This is a genomic window from Klebsiella sp. RCJ4, assembly GCF_009025755.1.
Lineage (GTDB): Bacteria > Pseudomonadota > Gammaproteobacteria > Enterobacterales > Enterobacteriaceae > Klebsiella > Klebsiella michiganensis.
The window spans coordinates 111950-130672 of the sequence record NZ_WCIN01000045.1 but is presented as its reverse complement, the minus strand read 5'-3'; the positions used below and the strand labels follow the sequence as shown (position 1 = coordinate 130672).

The window sequence follows — 18723 nt, the reverse complement described above, 5'->3', positions numbered from 1 at the left end:
GTGCAATTTTCTGATGCAGTCTGGTCTCTTCAACATGAGGTGGAGTAATGCACACCTGTTTTAGTTCCACGCACTTTTTGAGAGTTCCGGTTTTTCAGCCATCAGCAGGTGATCCTCCGGCGTCAGGTTATTCAGGGATTCATGGGGACGCTCTGGATGGAAGATCCTCGTGACGAAGCCGAATTTGCCCCCGGCCACGTGCTTTTTTTCGAGCGTAATGTTGTCCATGCATTACCAACCCTTCTTGAAGAACCCGTAATATTTCTGTCATTGGCCAGCCCTCGTCGTGATCCTGAAGATATTACCTTTGTTGACCCGAAAGATGGCACTGCCAGAACCTTTATGGCCAGAAATAATGAGTCAGCATAATTTATTTCCTAGTCCATTCATATGAAAACACTGGCGGAAGAGGGCTATGCACCGAGGTAAAGGGAGGCAATCCGTCGTCAGACGGTGTACTGTACACCGAAGAACAAAACCAGGCCCGTCAGCGCGAAGGGGCTGGTTTTGTTCAAGCGAGAATACCGCGCAATGTATTAATCAGTGCAGGCTCACGTTCAATGAGACACAGCAGTTTCAGAAGCCACTCGATGTCGGGGGTAATATCACACGAAAAGCGACGTTGCTTCAGCGCCGTCGCCAGCCACCTGGTGAGAAAGAGATTTTACTGTACTGGCGACACTATATCGCCGTTCTTCCTACCTAATGCCAGCGCAACCAGCTCGCACCACGCCAGATGGGCCGATTTTTCCTTCAGATTCACTACGAACATTTCCCTTATTTTTCGAGAACCTGAATGTATCTTAACCGGAAGCAGAAAGGATTCGGAACCGTTCACCCTGAATTGAATACACAGCCTGGACTGACGAGCAAGTTCTCTGAATGCCGCTTTGCGGCATGGAGGCGCCAGCAGCAGTTGAGTACAGCTCTGATAGTGAGTGGCGCCGTTGCCCGGCGCAGCCGGCTACTGTGTTGACAGGTTCTGCCTCACCGACCCCCTTCTCTGCAAAGCCATACCCGCTCAAAACATCTCAGACGCCTCTGTACGCGGTCGGAGTGGACCCGACAAGGCGACAGCCGCAGTCGGGGCGTATCTCCGCGTTAGCGGGCCGTAGGGCCGCTTACGAGCGTGTACCAGACAACTAACCGCAGCTCCACCCACAGCATGAAGAAGAGTAGTTACAACACCCATCATTAAAAGCGATGGTGTTCCCCGGCCTTCGGCCGGGGGCGGCGGCGGTTTTGTAGTGGGTGGAAGCGGCACGATCCTTTCAAACCTGTGATGGTGTTTATCGCGATGTTGAGGAGGGGCACGGAGGTTCTTACCTGCTCCATTTTTGGTGCTCTAATTGGATGTTGTAACTACTTTTTTGCAATTGCCTGTAATATCCCCGTTATTCACAGAGACTGCGGACTGAAATAATCGGTATGTAATGAATTATCTATGGTGGGTATGAATATATTGCACTTAACTGAAGTTCAATTGCACTCACGACGGTTTGCTACTTTGCAGATAACGGTGCACAACAGAATACGTCTGTTTGTTAGCGACGTTTTGTGGCCATTTCGGAGTTAGCAGGGAAGCTCAGTAAGGGCAGAAGTGACGAGAGAACGCCGTTTTGCCTGATTCAGGCAGACGTCATCACCGCAGGAGGCGGTTAGCTGGAGAGAAAATGCAAATCATTTGACTGGTGGCGCGCATTTCTGCGGCCGGAAAAAGAGCTGTAGCTGGTAAAGCTGTTCGTACACCAGTTTACCAAAACGCTGAGGAGGGATGGATGTTCGAAGTGGGCCCAGCTGACGGTAGACGCGCTCCCCTATGTGGCGCTTCTGTTCATCCGGCGATAACCCCTGTAACTGTTTCCTGAGCCGGGATTCTGCCCTTTTTTGTTGTCTGCGCCGGAGAACGGCCAGCCGGTTTCGTTCCTGCCAGCGTTGTTGAGCTTCTTTCAGCGCCTCGTTGTTCAGACGCACCTCACGTTCATGCCGGAAACGCGCCATATCAATCCCTGTCAGGCTCCATCCCAGGTCGGTGATAATGACATGTTTCGGGAAACGAACCTTACCCGTAAAATCAAATTCAGGACGTGGATTTTCCAGGATACCAAATCGTTCCAGTTCATTCAGAAGACGTGACAGGCGGCTGACAACCACATACTGCGAGGGATCTGGTGAGCCATCCGGTCGCACCGGGCTGAGCTGACGGCTGATTTCGGTAATATTGAGAACAACGATCCCGGTGGCCAGGTCTGCCGCTGAGATGAGAAGCACGAATACCGCATCCAGTAAATCACGACGAACTTTCGGGAACCCGCGCTTGCGGCCAAGCGCCGTACGCAGCGCAATGAATATCGGATCGGCAGATACTCGGCGCCGCAACGAACACTGGCCGGTTTTGCGGTCGCGGGCGACCAGACTGGCATAGGCATGCCCGTGGATCCCCTTCAGAGGTTTCCAGTCCGGAGGTCTGAAATAGAACGGGTGCCGGCATTTACAGACCGTTGAGTGGTCCCCCCGACGCCGTCCCCTGACACTGGCCGTCGTTGTCACGTCCGGCCCAGTGTTGAATGAGTCATATCCATTTTCATGTTTCTCCATTTTTTCAAAAAAAGGGATTAGATCACAAAAAGGATGCAAAACCGGACGTTTATTCACATCACCTCTCGGGATGCCTTTCATCTTGCGAAATCAGGAGATGTTAAAAATTGACGGGAATCAATATTTTTTAAGAAATATCTTATGGATAAGAGCGGCTAACACTCAGTTTGATGGTTTTTTATTCTGATAAAAACAGGGTTTATGATCAAAAAGATCGTGTTTTTTAACATTTGCAGACAGACGATCTAATATCACGCCTCAGATAAGAATAAATGACTGTTTTGACAAATTTATCCAGATCATTAATCTGGGTGTTGTGTTATGCGGCAGTAGATAAGATCGAATCTTTTAATTACTGCGATATAAACTAAAGATTGTGATTTTTTATTTTTTTGCTAATGACACCTTACATAATGTTGGCTTTTGGCTGTCTTTTCTGGTTTTCAGGACCAACGGGGGCATTTGATTCGCTCTGCACCGGGAAAAGCCAGCGTAAAGCCCTCTGTCCGCCTGTAGGACGCCTGGATCAGATATCACAACTGGTCGTTGTGAGAGCGGGTCAAACATAATGCAAAAACAAGAAGAAGCGTGGTTTCTGGCCACCTACGCGCCCCCCGAAGACAACCGGCTCCGCCTGTTCCGGTTGCTGGAAGAACACAATATCACAGCCTGGACACCGGAATACCAGTCTGTACAACAGTATCCCGGGCGCCGGGTCATCCGGCAGCGGGCACTGTTCACCGGTTATTTTTTTATCATGCTCAACCTGAACCGAACGCCAACAGATTTCATTTATCAGCAGCCCGGCTTCGGTGGCTTTGTTCGTCAGGGAAACCAGTTGCTGCCGGTCCCTGCGCACCTGGTCAGGCAGCTTCAGCGCTGCTTTCCGCAGTGCCTTGACCCGGAGGCCTTTGCTTCACGATTTCCGCAGTTCGCACGAAAACAATGTCCCGGACTGACGCGAAGTGAGTACAACCGGCTCATCAGGGCCCTCCGGAACCCGGACAGTCATCACCGCAATAGTGCCTTACTCAGCCTGATATTTCCGACCGAACCAATGCCCCGGCACGCCCTTCCTGACCTTTAATACCCTCCTCCCGGTCACCGTGCCGGGGCATTCCTTTTCCGGAGTCGCATCATGGATACCGCCAACCGGCTGTTGCCTTCACTACAGCACAATAACCTTACGCTTCTCTCCCGACTGCTGAACCTGGCGGCGGAGAACGCTGAACTGTTTTTTACCCGCAGACGTCATTCCCGAAGCGAGCGCCGCCGGGTCCTGCAGCAGGCCGTTGCACACTCCTTCATGCAACCCGAATGGCAGCATCTGAAGAAACTGCATCACGGTGAGATCGACCTCTTTATCAGCCGGGGGCTGGCCACAGGTGATGTCATCCGCTATTTACGGGAAACCGCAGAAGTTTGTCTGCGCATGTCGGCTATCGATCTCCCGTGTTTTTCCTGCGCGCTGGATGAACTTCGCCATCAGGGATTCACAATTGATTCCCGGCTTCCCGAACGGCGATGCCTGCTGACTCAAACCGCGTTCCTGCGTTTCTCTCCGGCAGGGCAACTGACACAACCGCTCGATATCCTGGCCGGTCATGACGAGGAAGCTCTGCGTTGCGTGCGGCGTACGTTCACCAATAACGGCTTTCAGGTTATCCAGCGGGGAACGCCAGCCCGCCGGCTGACACAACTCCACATTGGCAGCGACAGTCTGAGTGAAGATATCTGGGCCTGGCACCACTGCCACACTCAGCGACATGTTCATGGAGACGATGCTGTCTTTCTCTGACGGAGGCTGAATGGAAACGCCCGATGACATGTTGTTACTCGACCCCTTTATCGATTATCCCGATCCCCGACCGGAGATCGCGGTCCTCTCCGCCGACCTCTCCGCCGACAGTCTTGACCATCATGACAGCGGCGTTGATTACACCCGGGTCTATCTGGCCCAACTGAACAGCAGGCGCACCCTGCGCCCGCCACCCTACAGGGAGCCGCCTATGCCCAAAGCCAAATCCTACAAACTTTCTCCTCTGCACACTGACCGCCTGACCCAGACCACTCTCTGTATCGCCTTCAGGCTGCGTACTGAAGTCCGCCCGCGCGATGTCCTGCATGCGCTGATCGACCAGCTTTGTGAAGGGGATGACAGCACCGTGGAAACCCTGGGATTACTTATCCAGAAAAACCAGCAACGCGAACGTAATCGTGACCGCCGCCGCCGTCAGAAACAACTCATGGCCAGCCAGTAAGGAACTGTATGAAAAAAATGTTGTTTGTCATGCCGGCACTGCTGACCGGCTGTACGGGGTTTTCCCCACTGAGATCACCCGCGCCGGAGCTCCAGGTCCCGGCACTGGTGTTTGTTGACGGGCAGATACGCAGCTCAGCAGAAACGGTGGCACATACCCAGCAGCAGGTGCAGGCGACCGTGCCGGCGCCATCCCGCGCAGCCCCGATCCCCCCGACACCCGCGACTGCTACCTCTGGCGTGCCGGCAATGTCGCCTTCCACCTCGCATGACACACTGACCGGTCCCGCAGCCCCGGCAGCGACCACGGCAGCTGGGCTGCGTGTAACCGGCACACCACAAAAACCGGCGGTTATCAGCCTGCCCGGCGTCAGTAACCTGACAACAGAGCAGTGGATACGCCGTATTCTGCCTGATGGCTGGCAGCTGCAGTACGAAAATGCCCTGCGCCAGACGCTCAGCACCCGACACAAGACTATCTGGCAGAATGATGAATGGACACGGGTACTCGAGCGTCTGCTGGTCTCACAAAATATTCAGGGCCATCTGGACTGGCATGCCCGGACGCTGACCCTGTCTCGTCCCGGCGTTCAGCCAGCAGTCCCCGTGACATCTTCCGCCCCTGCTGCCACGCCAGCGCCGCGTAATCCGTTCCGGCAGGGGCGTGAAGACGATACCTCCATCCCCCCTCCAGCCCCAATACCGGTCGCACCTGCCGGCCCGGTCTGGAAAGCCGAACCCGGCAGCACCCTGCGGACCACCCTCACGCAGTGGGCCTCCACGGCCAGCTGCAGTGGTGGCAAATGGCTGGTTATCTGGCCCGTCGCGGTTGACTATCCAGTTTCTGCGCCTCTGACCTTTAACGGGCCATTTGAACAGGTGATGACCGGGCTGTTTACCCTCTATCAGAAAGCCGCGGTTCCCCTGTATGCCGGAGTCAGTCGCCAGCAGTGTGTGATTTCCGTCAGTGATAAACCTTTTCCGGGAGGCACGCCGTGAACATGCTGGCGCCGTTACTGCTGCTGGTACTGCTTGTGACCGGCGGCTGGTATCAGAGACACGCAGAATCCCGGTTAACGCCGTCTGACCTGACCGCGAGACAGACCGCGAGTGAGATACTGATGCTGGCCGATGCGGTCAATGACTGGCGGTACCGTTACGAGGGTACACCAGCCCTGCAGGACCTGGATCTGCCCTGGCCCCTGCCTGCCGGGATCCACTTCACTGTGCACAACGACCGGCTTTTTATCTGGACCCGGGAACAACCTGGCCTGCTCAGCGCCCTGCGTGCTGCAGCCCGTCAGTCGGTTCTCGTCCTGACCGTCAGTAACGGTACACTGCTGATGGCATCCGGCACGCCGATGGGTGTCCCTCTGCCTTCAGGTATCACTGACAGTGACATTGTCTATCTGAATTAATGAATTAACTTCCCCCGGAGTTTCCCCTATGAAATTACCGTTCCGATCCGGCGCGGTCTGGCTGATGACATCCCTTTTGTCGCTCGCCGGCTGTTCTGCCATGTATGACGACATCAGTCAGGAGGCCGCCGGCATCACCCGCCAGAGCGATACCGCGCTGCAAACCCACCAGGTGGCAGAAGCACCTCCGGTGACGTGGCTTGACAGCCAGTGGGTCAATCCACACCCCCTGACCGTCAGTGAAAAAACCAGAAGCGTCCCGGCCTGCAGCATCACGCTGGTATCTGCTGTTCCCCTCACGCTGTCGGCCGCCGCGCAACGTATTACCGCATCCTGTGGCCTGCCGGTGACGATCCAGCCCCCCGCCGGGCTGTCAGCCCACGGTGAGACCCGCCAGTTAAACGGTTCGCTCCCGCTTCCGGATGCCAGTGGCCGGACGCCACTGGCCACGGCCGGCGCCATGCCCTCCTCCCGGTTAATCGCGGTCACCTCGCCGGATATCGGGCCCCTGAGCTGGCAGGGGCCACTGGGCGGGCTGCTGGATACGCTGTCCACCCGCTCCGGGATGCACTGGCGCCATGAAGGGGGCCAGATAACGTTTTTCAGCCAGACAACCGAAACCTTTCAGATAGCGGTGTTAAATGCCAGTACGTCCATGGATGCCAGCGTGACCGGGGGGACGTCCGCCAGTGCCGGTGTTTCCGGCGGAGGCTCGAACAGCAACTCCCTGTCCGGCAATCAGGATACCTCCCAGAAAACCACGGTACGTCTGGCATCTGAACTCTATGACGACTTGCGTAAAGCCGTGGAAACTATGCTGACACCAGACAGCGGTCGTTACTATCTGAGCACGGCCAGCAGTACGCTGACCGTCACTGACACCCCGGAGGTGCTCGCCCGCGTACGCCATTATATCGAGACCGAGAACAGCCGCCTTAACCGGCAGGTCACCCTGAAGGTGGAGGTTTACAGTGTGACCGCGAAGAAAGCGAACGAGCTGGGGCTGGACTGGAAAGCGGTCTATAACTCGGTGACCGGCATTGGTGCCTCTCTGACCGGCAGCTTTGCCTCCGGCAGCAGCACCGCGTCCAGTGCCGGTATGAGTATTCTCGACTCGGCCACCGGACGAGCGGCCCGCTGGCGCGGTTCTGAGGTCTTTATCAAAGCCCTTGCGGAGCAGGGTAATCTGGCCGTCGTGACGACCCAGACCAGCACCACCACCAATATGGTGCCGGTTCCAGTTCAGGTGGCTGACCAGACGGTCTATCTGGCCTCCACCAAAACCACCACCTCAGACTCCTACAGCTCCACAGAGCTGACGCCGGGAAGTATCACCACCGGCTTTAACATGACGATGATGCCGTACGTTCGGGATAACGGCGATATCCAGTTGCAGTTCAGTTTTAACCTTTCTGACAGCCCGACCATCCGTACGGTGACCTCCTCAGATGGAAACACCTCGATTGAAATGCCCTACACCAAGCTTCGTTCCCTGGCGCAGCGGGTCAACATGAAATCCGGGCAAACACTCATTCTTTCCGGCTATGAGTCCACTGCCGCCCAGGACACGCGTGAAGGAACGTTCACACCGAAGAACTGGTTGTTCGGTGGTGGACGCGGCGTTTCTGACCAGCGCGCAACACTGGTCATTCTCATCACGCCGGTTCTGTCCTGACAGGAGGCCCTATGCACTATTTTACTGTCGGAAAATACCGTCTGGCGGCGGGTCTCTCCTGGTCCGTGCTGACCGGAGGACGTCCGGGCCGTCAGTTACGCGCGCTGACCGGCCGACGAAATCCATGTGTGCTGGTTCGTCAGGGAGAGATGCAGTACGCCGGCGTGGGAGAAGGCCGGGAACGCGCCTGGTCTGTCGCCGTTGCCGCCCTCCCGGCCCTGGGCCAGAACGGATATGCCCTGATTAAATTACCGGATGAACGGTGGCTGTTTCTGGCCGCCGTGGACGGTATGCCCGCCCTGCAGGGAGATATAACCGGTGACAGTGTCACCTGTATCAGGGCGCGCGATCGTTTTCTGGCGTTTCACGACGCCCCTGTCTCCGGATGGCAGGAAACCGGGACAGAGGCGGCACCCGCAGACATTACCGCCCTGCTGCCCCCCCGCCTCCCTGCCGCCGCCCGGTTGTTTATTCCTGGGCAGCGTGTCCGCCGGTGTCTTCTCGTCGGACTGGCTGCCGTGGCGATCTGGTATGCCTGGGATTACTGGCAGGGGGTACAGCGCCGGGAAGCGCAGCGTCTGGCCGCCCAGGCCCGTAAACAGGCCCCGAAAAAAACCGGGATGCGCCGTGTTGCCCTTCCCCACCCCTGGGCAACCCTGTCGACACCACAATATCTGCTCGGCGAGTGCCTGACGGCCGTCAGAAATCTTCCCCTTACTCTTTCCGGCTGGACGCTGAAAGGTGGGGAATGCCGGGGAGACGGTATTCGCGCGGAATATCATTTCCAGGCCGGCAGTACGCTTACCCGTTTCAGAGAAAGTGCACTTGCCCTGACTCCCCCACCGGTTGTGATGACCAGTGATGATGGCCAGAGCGGAGAAATTCGCTGGCCCATCCCTGCAGGAGAAATGACGGATGAACGTCCGGGGAATCAGACCGAACAGCTCACGCCGTTTATATCCAGTCTCCAGGCGCGCAACGTCACGCTTCAGCTGAAAGCCGATCCTCCACTCCGACGTCCTTCACAGACCATTGACGGCGAAGTTATCCGGGCAGGAATGATTGGTGAAATCGGTGTCTCTCCGGAATTTACCGATGCGGAGAAAAACGGTCTGCGGGCCGCCTCACTGGCCTGGAAAGACAATCCGGATGTTTCAATCAATATTCACATGCCTGGATGGTTAAGACGTGGAGATGAGGTTCTGGATATCGTTCTGAGAGAAATGGGAGTCTCCCCGAGGAAAGTTTCCCTGGCTCATTCAGATCCATCCGGAAAGGACCTTGATTATCAACGCCGTATGCTCGACAGGGGAGTCTGGCTGGAGTTTGATATGATTGGGCTCGACATTACATTTCCGAAAGAAGGTGTGGCTCCAGGGGTACAGGAGACAGCCGATGCCGTCAGCAAGCTCATTGAACTGGGGTATGGAGATCAGCTTGTATTAAGTCACGATGTTTTCCTGAAACAAATGTGGGCGAAAAATGGAGGAAATGGATGGGGGTTTGTGCCAAACGTCTTCCTGGGCTATCTGTCCAGCCGCGGGGTCGATGCGGAGTCAGTGAAAAAACTTTGTGTTGATAATCCGGCAAATCTCCTGGCCTGACAATTACCCGGCAGCCCGAACGACGTGCGGGCTGCATCTTTCCCCACTGACCTTAATGAAAAGAGAGTTATTACGGACACCGGCTTGGGAAAATATTCATCGGGATTTATACCCCTGCCTCATCAATACATGCTGATGGCCCGGCAGGGGATATCAGGCAAAGATTAGTGGCGGATCTGCGCCAGGTCGTCTTCAGTCAGACCTGTCATCTTCATGACGGTACTGCGGTCAATACCGTTCTTCAGCATAGTACGGGCAATTTTAAGGGTGGCTTCACGCTCGCCTTTTTCAATTCCTCGCTGTTCCCCCAGTTGGATGCCCTTCTCTATACCTTTCTCGATACCTTTTTCGATACCTTTCTGCTCAAGCTGTTGTGCGATGGTCATAAGTGCGTCTCCGTGTTGCGGCACACGCTGTGCCAGTTCGCGAACAAAGGCTTCGGCGTCCGCTGTTTCGCCTGCCTGTAAAATATAGTGTACCAGTGATAGGACCTGCGATGAAGACAGATATCCGGCCAGTAAAATCGGCGCCAGCTGGTCAACGAGTTCTGCTAGATCGCGCTGATGAATATGCTTCTGCAGCAGCGTCAGCGCAGCCAGACTGCGGTGCCCTGCAATTTCATCATCCGGAATAACGGTCACGTCAACCAGCGGGAATGCGGTACTGTAGAGCCTTCCTGCAAGTTCTGGATCGTCAAACTCATCCAGCCAGCGAGTCGAGTATGGATACGGGCTGCGCTTCCCCGTGTAGAACAATACCGGTATAACCAGGGGCAGTTTTTTATGGCCAGCCTCAAGATGGCGCTGCATTGCAGCCACCGCGTAACGGATAAGCCGAAAGGCCATATGTTTATCAGGCGACGACTGGTGCTCAATGAGAACATGGACATATCCATCACCGGCGGTTGTTTTCAGACTGTAGAGCACGTCACTGAAATACTGCCGGAGATCATCTTCAACGAACGAGCCCGATTCCAGCTTCAGCGTGCTGAGATCGCAGATCGCAAGCAGCTCTGCCGGCAGGTGTATATTCATGAAATCGCGTGCGGTATCCGGCTGTGTCAGAAACTGCCGGAACGTCGCATCATGAGGTGTCGGATTATTGTTTTTTTTCTTCATCGACCCAGACTCTGAAAAATATCAATGTAATGGTACAGGGGCCGACAGTCCTGTGAAACGAAAACTTTCATCAGGGCTTCCAGACCATTCCACCCTGTGGAGAATCTTGCTGTTCCTGTCTGCGCGGCTGTTCCTGGCTTGTATATCGGTTCTGCTCGGCCTCCACGATCCTGCGCTGCTCCGGCTCCTGCAGTGCAAGCCTGCGAGACGGAAATTCCCGGTTAAACTCCGCCACGGTTCGGCAGGCCCGGGTCCTGAAGTCAGGATCGTTACTGAAGCTCACATGCTCGCCACTTTTCAGCGAAGCCGCCCCCACAGCAAACCACATGGACGGGATTTCCTTCGGTGTAACCACTTCCAGTCGGTCACCATAATCTGCCACCTCTGCCCAGCCGTTCCGGCAATATACCACCACACCGTCCCGTCTGACAGTTGCCTCAAACTCCGGGGCTTCCATGATGCCCACATCATCTGCCGGAGCACAGTAGACGATACTGTTAGTCGGAAATCCCTTCCGCTTGCTACGGTAGTGCCAGCCTCGTAACTGGCTGATTGCCGCCACATCGCCCTTAACCGCTTCCTGCTCCACCCACCCCCTGTACGTCATTGGGCGCAGCTTACCCGCCACGTGCAGTGTCGCCCGCTCCTCACGCAACTGCAGACGCAGCGCCGCTTCTTTCTGCATCTTTTCAAACGCAATAATGTTATACGCCAGACGCCGTATCTGCGGATCGGCTGTCCGTCCCCGCCGCCTCACTTCCGCTTTCCGATCGCGCGCCTCTGCGGCTATCGCCCGAAAACGTCCCGCCACATCCAGGTCAGGTTTCTTCCAGTCCCTTCGATAGCGCTCATACCGAGCTCGCAACTCAAGCCGCGCATTTGCCCTGGCCTCCCGGCGTTCTGCCCTCGCCCCCTGGTCACGCACATGCAGCGTGTTCCGGTACCGGTTATGGCTGTCCGGATACCAGTCCGGTGACTGAAACGCACCGGCGGTCGCTTCCTGTTTCAGTGTCAGATCCGGATGAAGCCGGCTGGCTCGTATCGGTGTCTGTGCTGTGTCATACAGGCTGTAGATCGCCAGCCCTTCTCCCTTGCGATCCAGGCACAGTCCGGCCGCGCACAAAATTTCATGCGCGGCCCCCCAGGAGAAATGCGGTCCGGACAACAGGCGATCAATCTGTTCAAAACAGTGCTGGCGTGCATACGTCGTCAGACTTTCCGTATCAGCAAAGTGCTCCAGGCGCGCCGCCCCTTCCGGCAGTACTTTCATCCGTTTCTTCGCCCGGACAACATGACCCTTTTCATCAACCTTCCAGCTGCCGTTGTCATGCCTGAATCCGTGTTTCAGCTCCAGCTGACGACAGCTGCGCTGCAGCCGCTCCTTGCTGAAGGACAGCGTCGCCGCTTTGAACGTGCGCGGACACACACGGTTTGTCGCAATATGCACATGGACGTTGTCCGTGTCACGGTGAATGGCGGCCACATATTGATTCCCTTCCAGACCCAGGGCTTTCTGTGTGTCAGCCACGCAGGAAAATATGATATCCGGGTCAGGATTTTCATCTTCCTGCCAGGACAGAATGTAATGAAATACCGGCTCCTCACAGCGCCGGTTAGCCATCGCCGTCGCCGCCATTTCCACCGGCGCGGTTTTCAGGCTGAAGCAGTTATGCTGGATCACCACACCATTCACCGCGATACGGGAGTCACCGTTCTCCAGCATAATTTCTGTCCCCTCTCCCTCGCCAGCGTTCTGCGAACGGTCAATGTATTCAACCAGCCGCTCAAAGCACGCTTCACGTGAACGGGAGGGACGCCGGAAACGGGCATCTTCCCGGAGCGCCTCTTCCGGACTGAGCTCATCCCGGATGCAGTTGTAGGTGATGAGCTGCAGGAAGCTGGATCTGCCGTCTCGCCGACCGTCAGGGACTTTGGCGATCATACGCCGCTCCTTTGCCCGAGCCTGAGCAGCGTGTCGCGAATGGTTACCAGGATATCAGCATACTGTTTGCTAAAGCTGGCACTGACCGTATCCCGGCCTTCATTGAAGAGGTGTTTCTGCAGAGCCCCCAGGCGGGTCAGTTCACGGACGGTCCGCTGATCGCTCCAGGTCTGGATTTTACGATTGAGCGCGCACCGGCGCAGAAATTCCCCGGTACTGAGACCGGCGATTTTCGCCTTTTCCAGAATTTCTGTTTTCTCCTCCGGCGTGCATCTGATCCCCAGAAGCAGCTCGGTGCGCTGACGTTTTTCGCTCTTGCTCACAGTTAGTTATCCGCTCCCTGCGCGAAATTGCCGGGCAATTTCGCCTCACCCGGGGTGTCGGGGCTCTGCCCTGACCAGGAGATTTGTTGGGGCCGACACCGTGGTGGCGGTTCAACAAATCACATCCTGTCCCTCGTTTAGCTTCGGTTATTTTGCATGCAATCGAGTATATAGACGTCTTTCTGGTGACTCCAGAAAAACCATGTTTTATGTGTGGTTTTGTGACACAATTCCCCGCGTCCGGGCAGGAGGGATGCAGGGGCATGTTATGACAGCAAAAAAATGGTTTTCCGAAAATGATGTGAATGCGGCCCGCGAACGACTGAGTGCGCTGCCGGATCTCACACGGGAGCGGCTCACGCGTGCGGAGGTGCTCGGGCAGTTGCGCGACGATATCCGGACGTTACACAGGAAGAAAGGTTACACCCTTCCGGAGCTGCGCCAGCAGCTGGAGAGTGTCGGCCTGACCGTCAGCGAGAAAACGTTACGGGACCTGCTGGACGGTGGGCGACCGGCACGCAGACGGACAAACAGTCCGGCTGTTGCAGAAGAAAAAAAGGCGGGCGGTCTGGCAGGTGGAAAGTCAGATTAATGACAGAAAAAAGGGGCGTCCGTTACGCCCCTTTTTCATGATCAGCTTTTAAGCTGTTTCATTTTCTCGGCCATCTCCCAGAGTGCGCGGTTCAGTTTAACGTCCCCGTCAATGCCGTTTACAGGGCGCGTACGCTGATGCTTCCCTTTCGCATTCCTGCCCCACACGCCGCCCTTCGTCATGTTTTCCTGAACGCGCTGGTAAGTCGTCCACAGATCGTCTTTTTTGTCTTCGTGGCGGCGGGCCTGCAACACATCGTCAGCCGTCAGCGGGATATGTTTTCCTTCCCCTTTCTCGTCATATTTCCAGTTGAGCGCAATCTCCGCAAAAATGCGCTGTTCGTCACGACTGAGGCCGATTTCTTTCATCTCGCTGCGCGATTCTTTCACACCGTCGAAAATCTCCAGCACTTCAAAGGCCCCCTCAATGACCTGCCCCACCACGTCGCCTTTGTGCGGCACACGGATTTCACCAAAAGTCTTTCCGCAGACCATGCCGTTCATGCACACAAAACGGAACATACCGGGGATCATCTGGTAGCTGCTGCTGCCGTCGTGGCTGTTGAGAAGAATGATTTCCGGTACTTCCTCGCCCGCAATTTCACCTTCGCGGCGCAGTCGCAGCATGTGTTTGGTGTGTTCGCGCTTACCGATATCGCGCGTACGGGTCTGGCAGGCAAAGAAAGGCTGGAACCCTTCTTTGCGCAGATTATCCAGCAGCGTGATGGTCGGAATGTAGGTGTAGCGTTCGCTGCGGGATTCATGCTTTTCCTCCGAGAAGACGCTCGGAACGAAGCGCATCAGTTCGTCATTGGTCAGCGCGCGCTCTTTACGGATGACGTTGGCAGAGCGGAAAACGGATGATAAACGGGCCATGGTAATTCTCCTCTGAATGCAAAAAGTGACTTTCTTCTGGCGTTGTCCTTTTGATGGTGATTCACCATCGCGAAAGGCCGTTGCCGTGATGAAATGACCGGCCTGGACCTACAGTGAGGCCTGCAAGGGAGCTGACCGAGGCCGCAGCGCAAGCGACTGACCAACAGGAAGGAGTGCGAACGGGGGAGGAAAGCAGGCGTCAGCCGTGCCCTTGCAGGGTGAACGGTCCAGGCCAGTGTCTTTCACGGCAAAGGCGGACTGCGATGACACCGGGAACGAAAAGGGAAACGCCGGAAGGAAGTGGCGGGCCATGCCCGTATCCGTAAAGGGGACGCGAAGCGGCCCCGGTTGGGGCGGCACTGGCGCAAGCCAGTTGCAAGCCCGGGATGGTGTCTGACGGAAAGAAATTTACTGATCGGGAAACATATTGCCCCGGGTTTCAGGGCAGTATCATCACCATTCAAACTGAGAGCAGGCATCGGGAGAAGCCGGTTTTCCGGCTTTCCTTAGCGGCCGTCCGTGACGGCCAGTTAGAGTGGCACTGCCGGTTCGGCAACTGCTAACGACACCCTTCAGGCATCGTTTGCTATCCTGACAGGACGGCGCCAGGCCAGGTTTGAGTTTCTTTGGTTTTGATGCTTATCGACTCGAAATGCGGATGAATAACGAGGTAAAATAAGTGCAATTTCTGCACTTTTTTGATGGTCGTTATGACCGGTTTTGAACTCAGATTATGGCGAAAGAGCCTTGGCTGGCGCCGCGACAGGGCAGCAGAGGAGCTGGGCGTTTGCCCGCGTTCTTACAAAGATTACGAAAACGCGTCTAAAGTTAAGCGGGCCATAGCGTTGGCCATGATCACGCTTTCCGTACAGGGTATCATGCCGCTAATATCACGCCCTCAGATCAGCAAATTGAAAGCCCTTGAGATGCTTCAGAGAATGCTGCCCTGAATCATTTGCGCAGGTCAGCCCTCAGGCGCAGAACCGCAATAATAAAAGGGACTGCCCGATTGCTCAGACAGTCCCTTCATAAAGGCGCTTCAGGCATGTCAGACATCATTAGCCCCTGAATGGCGGGGGTTACCCCCCGCCGGGGTTAGCTACTTAGCGGATTCGTAAGCCATAAAAGCCGCCACCTCCCTGTTCGTATCTCTGTACCGGATTTCGCAGAGTGACTTCCGGGTCAGGTAAGTGAATATCAGCAGTGTGAGACACACTATTAATACGCACCCGAGCAGAGTGTTTCGCGGTAGTTTCATGGCCTTCTTCTCCTTGCCTTGCGGCATCTAAGAGGCTATCCTGATGTTGTCTAGGCATACAGGTGGCCTCGTGGGTTAATGAAAATTAACTACGGGGCTTTCTGCTCTTTGCCACACAACACGGTAACAAACCACCTTCACGTCATGAGGCAAAAAGCCTCAAGCGCCACCGCTATAATACCGCACACCGTCACTGTCTGACCAGGATTCCAGCCCTTATCGGGCTGATTTACCGCGAAAATACTCCGGTCGGGTTTCCAGTTCCCGCTCGATAAGTTCATCAGCAAACAGTGGCGCAATCCGATTAACGCGGCGCTCCAGATTTCCTCTGCGGGCAGCCGCTTTCCGTTCATCGCTCCAGCTCCTGATCTGTCTCTCATCAGGAAATCCACACACACTGCATACCTGGCACCGGCCACCCAGCGGGCCATCACCGATTCAGGAGCGGGCTGCCCGGCCCCCACCACTTCCGATACCAGTTCATGCGGACCCGGACACGGTCTGTGCGGAACCTTCCAGCGCAGCGAATAGCGCCTCTTCATCCCCGGCTCCGGTCCGTCAGCTTGTTGGGTACCTTCCAGCGTTCGGCCTCGCGTAAATGTGCCGGGGTGTCCCGGACGTTGAACCGGATTTCATACATCACGTTGTACAGTGGCTCATTGCTGTCGCGCAGCCAGCCCAGCGATATCAGCGAGGCAAACCGCGTCCACCACTGCCAGAACCCCTGTGCCAGCTCCCGCGCGTCAAACTCGTCAGCCCAACGCGTATACAAGGTGTTAATGGTTTCCGGCGACTGAAAATTAAGCTCCGTCAAGGCCTGTCCCAGCAAGTTCTGCCGCAACATCCAGGCACGCTCCAGCACTTTTTCCTCCCGGCGCATTTTGCGGTTGGAAGCAAGTTTCTCGCGCTGCATCCGGCGATCTGAGCGCATGTGCATCACCTCCGGGAACAGTTCAGCCTGTACATCAGTGGAAAGTGGCAGTGGGTAAGACTCTCCGTGGCTGGAAATAAGGCGGTCCAGTGCCTCTTCCACCTGTTTCAGGCTGGTCAGCTGGTTCTTCGGCTCCCAGTTCAGGCCGGGAATCACATATTTCGCGAAACCGGGCGGTGCCGTGCATCCATACCAGTCGGACGATCAGTCGGGGATACAAGGGCGCAAAGGAAGCCGCAGCCTGACGGCATGGAAGACGGGAGCTGAAGGGTGAGACCGTGAAACTTGAGTGGTCGAACGACCGGAAGATCGCGGCTGACGTGTAGGAAGGACCGGATGACCGCCGCGTGCACTTTACCCATGTATCCACGACAGCCCGGCTACGATGGATGCACGGGACAGCCCGCACACGGCGCCGGACTGACAGAGTGGAAAACCATCAGGCCACGTCACGCGGGGACGGGGCCGCCATAAAAGCTGAGCCGACGTCATTCTTTTCAACTTCTGTGTCACCGGCGGATAAAAAAGGAGGAGTTTCCCCTTCCCTCAATGACTTAATCCCCGAACAGATCTGTGTTGCACACCAAGTTCAGTACATCCCGCAACACGCGGCGGTCAACTAGCGACGAACCGGTTCCCTCGGGAAACGCAGAAGATCGGTCATAACCCCGGCCGCTTCGATTTCTTCCCGGGACTCATTCACTAGGGTGAGCAGGACCGGACAAAACCGCGCCTCCCGGACCAGTATACCGTCCAGCACCTGATCCAACCGTTCCCCGTCCTTACTGTCCAGCCAGTTGTCATGCCCATATTCGTCCGCAACCAGTCGCCAGTCTCCGAAACGTTTTTCCATCAGCCGCGGCGCGGCAGATGGTACAAGTACCGCCACGATGTGCTGCGCGTCCTGGTGAACGATGTCATCTATCCGGTCAATGACATCTTTCAGGAAGGCCAGCAGATCATCACATTTCGCCGCAGTCAACCACTCCTGCGCACAAGGCAGCCGCTCCGGGTACGGGTCAAGCTGACCGTGGAATAACGAGCCGACAGTCCCCATCGTCAGCGAGCCGATACCGCGAAAGCGGCTTGAAGGACTCTCCTTAAAGTGTGCGAGTGGATGGCGTAAAATCACAGCGACGTCGGACAGGAGCGAAAATGCCGCCCGTCCCGTGACCGTCCGGGCGCGGCACACTGGCTCCGGGCGGTGGATATCCCGCACATTGCGTGCATGGTTGTGGATCCTTATGAAGATGCCCTCATGTAAGAGATGAAGACATAACTAACATCGCGGTATGTTAATCAACGGGGAGCAGGTCAGTCAGCAGCTTCAGTGCACAGGCGCGATAGCCCCAGCTTTCGATTCCTGCTTTTTGAACAGGAAAACCGCATGTACCAACTTGCTACTGACCTCTCATTTATTCAGGCCCGCTTGGACCCGTCGACGAAATGCCGGATCGCGGAGCCAGTCGAGCATGAACTAAGTTCGTTACCGACCAATTTTCCTCAATGCTTTGACAAGTCCGTTTGCCCGCGGTATCGGAGTAATGCTCTCTGATTTACAGGGAGTTTTCGTGATACAGCAAGCCATTGAGAACATAGAGGATATAAAACAGTATAAATAACTACATTGTGAAAAGTTGAAACATAAGTTGGCATTTTAGAAGAAGATCAACTTTTTCATGTTTTTATTGATTAAAATAATGCTATTTAATTAGATTGATAAAGGGATATTGATATGTGGAAATTAAGCGGTCGACTTATGTTTTTAACTGGCATAATTCACACTATAGTAGGAGTTATTTTAGGATATAGTGCGATCAATGAAATCAGCCATAGAGAATATTTCAATGTAATAGCCCAGAATATAAATCTTGAATATCATTTTTGGTTTATTTTTTGTGGGTTAATTATTATCATGCTAGGTCAATTGCTCCATGTTTTTATACAGAAAACACAGGAGCCCGCACCTAAATTTCTAGGTTATAGCATAATGACTATTTCAATCATTGGATGTATATTAATTCCTGCATCAGGGTTTTGGCTTTTTATTCCACAAGCACTAATAATTCTTTTTCCAGCTAAAAATTGAAATATTATTCATGATGCAATGTATCTTGCAACAGATTGTC

Annotated in this window: 15 protein-coding genes and 9 pseudogenes; 11 read left to right on the top strand and 13 right to left on the bottom strand. The window is 55.2% G+C overall.

Going from position 1 to position 18723, the window contains the following annotated elements; translation table 11 throughout:
• Positions 1-60 precede the first annotated feature (60 nt).
• Positions 61-162, bottom strand: a pseudogene (locus tag F8562_RS29615) (integrase); the annotation flags it as partial.
• On the opposite strand from F8562_RS29615, the gene F8562_RS29390 reads away from it, so the two are divergent.
• Positions 157-369 carry a hypothetical protein gene (locus F8562_RS29390; protein WP_161989521.1) on the top strand — a complete coding sequence of 71 codons (213 nt, stop codon included), beginning with the start codon at positions 157-159 and terminating at the stop codon, positions 367-369. The pseudogene F8562_RS29615 and the gene F8562_RS29390 overlap by 6 nt on opposite strands.
• A gap of 205 nt (positions 370-574) precedes the next feature.
• Here the strand turns inward: F8562_RS29390 and F8562_RS29610 are convergent.
• A pseudogene (locus F8562_RS29610) lies at positions 575-763 on the bottom strand (DUF2913 family protein); the annotation flags it as partial.
• A 917-nt stretch (positions 764-1680) separates the two neighbouring features.
• Positions 1681-2655 carry a plasmid replication initiator RepA gene (gene repA / locus F8562_RS25750; RefSeq protein WP_158010508.1) on the bottom strand — a complete coding sequence of 325 codons (975 nt, stop codon included), beginning with the start codon at positions 2653-2655 and terminating at the stop codon, positions 1681-1683.
• A 511-nt stretch (positions 2656-3166) separates the two neighbouring features.
• Here repA and F8562_RS25745 point away from each other — a divergent pair.
• From F8562_RS25745 to F8562_RS29600, 8 genes and pseudogenes are all read left to right on the top strand, one after another.
• The gene (locus F8562_RS25745; RefSeq protein ID WP_049593992.1) at positions 3167-3685 is read left to right on the top strand and encodes a transcription termination/antitermination NusG family protein; all 519 of its coding nucleotides are present in this window, start codon (positions 3167-3169) and stop codon (positions 3683-3685) included.
• 51 nt (positions 3686-3736) lie between these two features.
• Positions 3737-4396: a hypothetical protein gene (locus F8562_RS25740; protein WP_049593991.1), complete on the top strand. Its 660-nt coding sequence runs from the start codon at positions 3737-3739 to the stop codon at positions 4394-4396.
• A gap of 10 nt (positions 4397-4406) precedes the next feature.
• Positions 4407-4859 (top strand): hypothetical protein, encoded by a 453-nt coding sequence (locus F8562_RS25735; protein ID WP_049593990.1) that lies wholly within the window; start codon positions 4407-4409, stop codon positions 4857-4859.
• Between the two features lie 8 nt (positions 4860-4867).
• A complete protein-coding gene (locus F8562_RS25730) occupies positions 4868-5857 on the top strand; it encodes a toxin co-regulated pilus biosynthesis Q family protein (RefSeq protein ID WP_049593989.1) in 990 nt (329 codons plus the stop codon).
• A 2-nt stretch (positions 5858-5859) separates the two neighbouring features.
• Complete coding sequence (pilM, locus tag F8562_RS25725; RefSeq protein ID WP_049593988.1) at positions 5860-6276, top strand: type IV pilus biogenesis protein PilM; 417 nt, start codon at positions 5860-5862, stop codon at positions 6274-6276.
• A 64-nt stretch (positions 6277-6340) separates the two neighbouring features.
• Positions 6341-7951: a PilN family type IVB pilus formation outer membrane protein gene (locus F8562_RS25720; RefSeq protein WP_224239840.1), complete on the top strand. Its 1611-nt coding sequence runs from the start codon at positions 6341-6343 to the stop codon at positions 7949-7951.
• Positions 7952-7962: 11 nt separating this feature from the next.
• Positions 7963-8964, top strand: a pseudogene (pilO2, locus tag F8562_RS29605) (type 4b pilus protein PilO2); the annotation flags it as partial.
• A gap of 27 nt (positions 8965-8991) precedes the next feature.
• Positions 8992-9555 (top strand): annotated as a pseudogene (locus F8562_RS29600) (phosphotriesterase-related protein); the annotation flags it as partial.
• A gap of 164 nt (positions 9556-9719) precedes the next feature.
• Here F8562_RS29600 and F8562_RS25710 read toward each other — a convergent pair.
• The 3 genes from F8562_RS25710 to mobA all read right to left on the bottom strand — a co-directional run bounded on the left by F8562_RS25710 (position 9720) and on the right by mobA (position 12938).
• Positions 9720-10673: an Rpn family recombination-promoting nuclease/putative transposase gene (locus tag F8562_RS25710; protein ID WP_049593948.1), complete on the bottom strand. Its 954-nt coding sequence runs from the start codon at positions 10671-10673 to the stop codon at positions 9720-9722.
• Between the two features lie 70 nt (positions 10674-10743).
• Complete coding sequence (gene traI, locus F8562_RS25705) at positions 10744-12615, bottom strand: TraI/MobA(P) family conjugative relaxase (protein ID WP_049593947.1); 1872 nt, start codon at positions 12613-12615, stop codon at positions 10744-10746.
• Positions 12612-12938, bottom strand: a complete 327-nt coding sequence (mobA, locus tag F8562_RS25700) for a plasmid mobilization protein MobA (RefSeq protein ID WP_049593946.1) — start codon at positions 12936-12938, stop codon at positions 12612-12614. The genes traI and mobA overlap by 4 nt, the downstream gene beginning before the upstream one ends.
• A gap of 268 nt (positions 12939-13206) precedes the next feature.
• On the opposite strand from mobA, the gene F8562_RS25695 reads away from it, so the two are divergent.
• Positions 13207-13530 (top strand): hypothetical protein, encoded by a 324-nt coding sequence (locus F8562_RS25695; RefSeq protein WP_064355337.1) that lies wholly within the window; start codon positions 13207-13209, stop codon positions 13528-13530.
• A 41-nt stretch (positions 13531-13571) separates the two neighbouring features.
• On the opposite strand, the gene F8562_RS25690 is transcribed toward F8562_RS25695, so the two are convergent.
• The 7 genes and pseudogenes from F8562_RS25690 to F8562_RS29820 all read right to left on the bottom strand — a co-directional run.
• Positions 13572-14405 carry a DUF932 domain-containing protein gene (locus tag F8562_RS25690; protein WP_049593944.1) on the bottom strand — a complete coding sequence of 278 codons (834 nt, stop codon included), beginning with the start codon at positions 14403-14405 and terminating at the stop codon, positions 13572-13574.
• 1099 nt (positions 14406-15504) lie between these two features.
• Positions 15505-15624 carry a type I toxin-antitoxin system Hok family toxin gene (locus F8562_RS25680; RefSeq protein WP_223156217.1) on the bottom strand — a complete coding sequence of 40 codons (120 nt, stop codon included), beginning with the start codon at positions 15622-15624 and terminating at the stop codon, positions 15505-15507.
• Positions 15572-15721: pseudogene (locus tag F8562_RS29595) on the bottom strand (DUF5431 family protein); the annotation flags it as partial. The gene F8562_RS25680 and the pseudogene F8562_RS29595, both read right to left, overlap by 53 nt.
• A 158-nt stretch (positions 15722-15879) precedes the next feature.
• Positions 15880-16205, bottom strand: a pseudogene (locus tag F8562_RS29385) (theronine dehydrogenase).
• A pseudogene (locus tag F8562_RS25670) lies at positions 16202-16747 on the bottom strand (plasmid SOS inhibition protein A); the annotation flags it as partial. The pseudogenes F8562_RS25670 and F8562_RS29385, both read right to left, overlap by 4 nt.
• A 401-nt stretch (positions 16748-17148) precedes the next feature.
• A pseudogene (locus F8562_RS25660) lies at positions 17149-17633 on the bottom strand (hypothetical protein); the annotation flags it as partial.
• A gap of 375 nt (positions 17634-18008) precedes the next feature.
• Positions 18009-18128, bottom strand: a pseudogene (locus F8562_RS29820) (Tn3 family transposase); the annotation flags it as partial.
• Between the two features lie 201 nt (positions 18129-18329).
• On the opposite strand from F8562_RS29820, the gene F8562_RS25655 reads away from it, so the two are divergent.
• Positions 18330-18683 (top strand): DUF6463 family protein, encoded by a 354-nt coding sequence (locus tag F8562_RS25655; protein WP_049593942.1) that lies wholly within the window; start codon positions 18330-18332, stop codon positions 18681-18683.
• Positions 18684-18723: the final 40 nt, after the last annotated feature.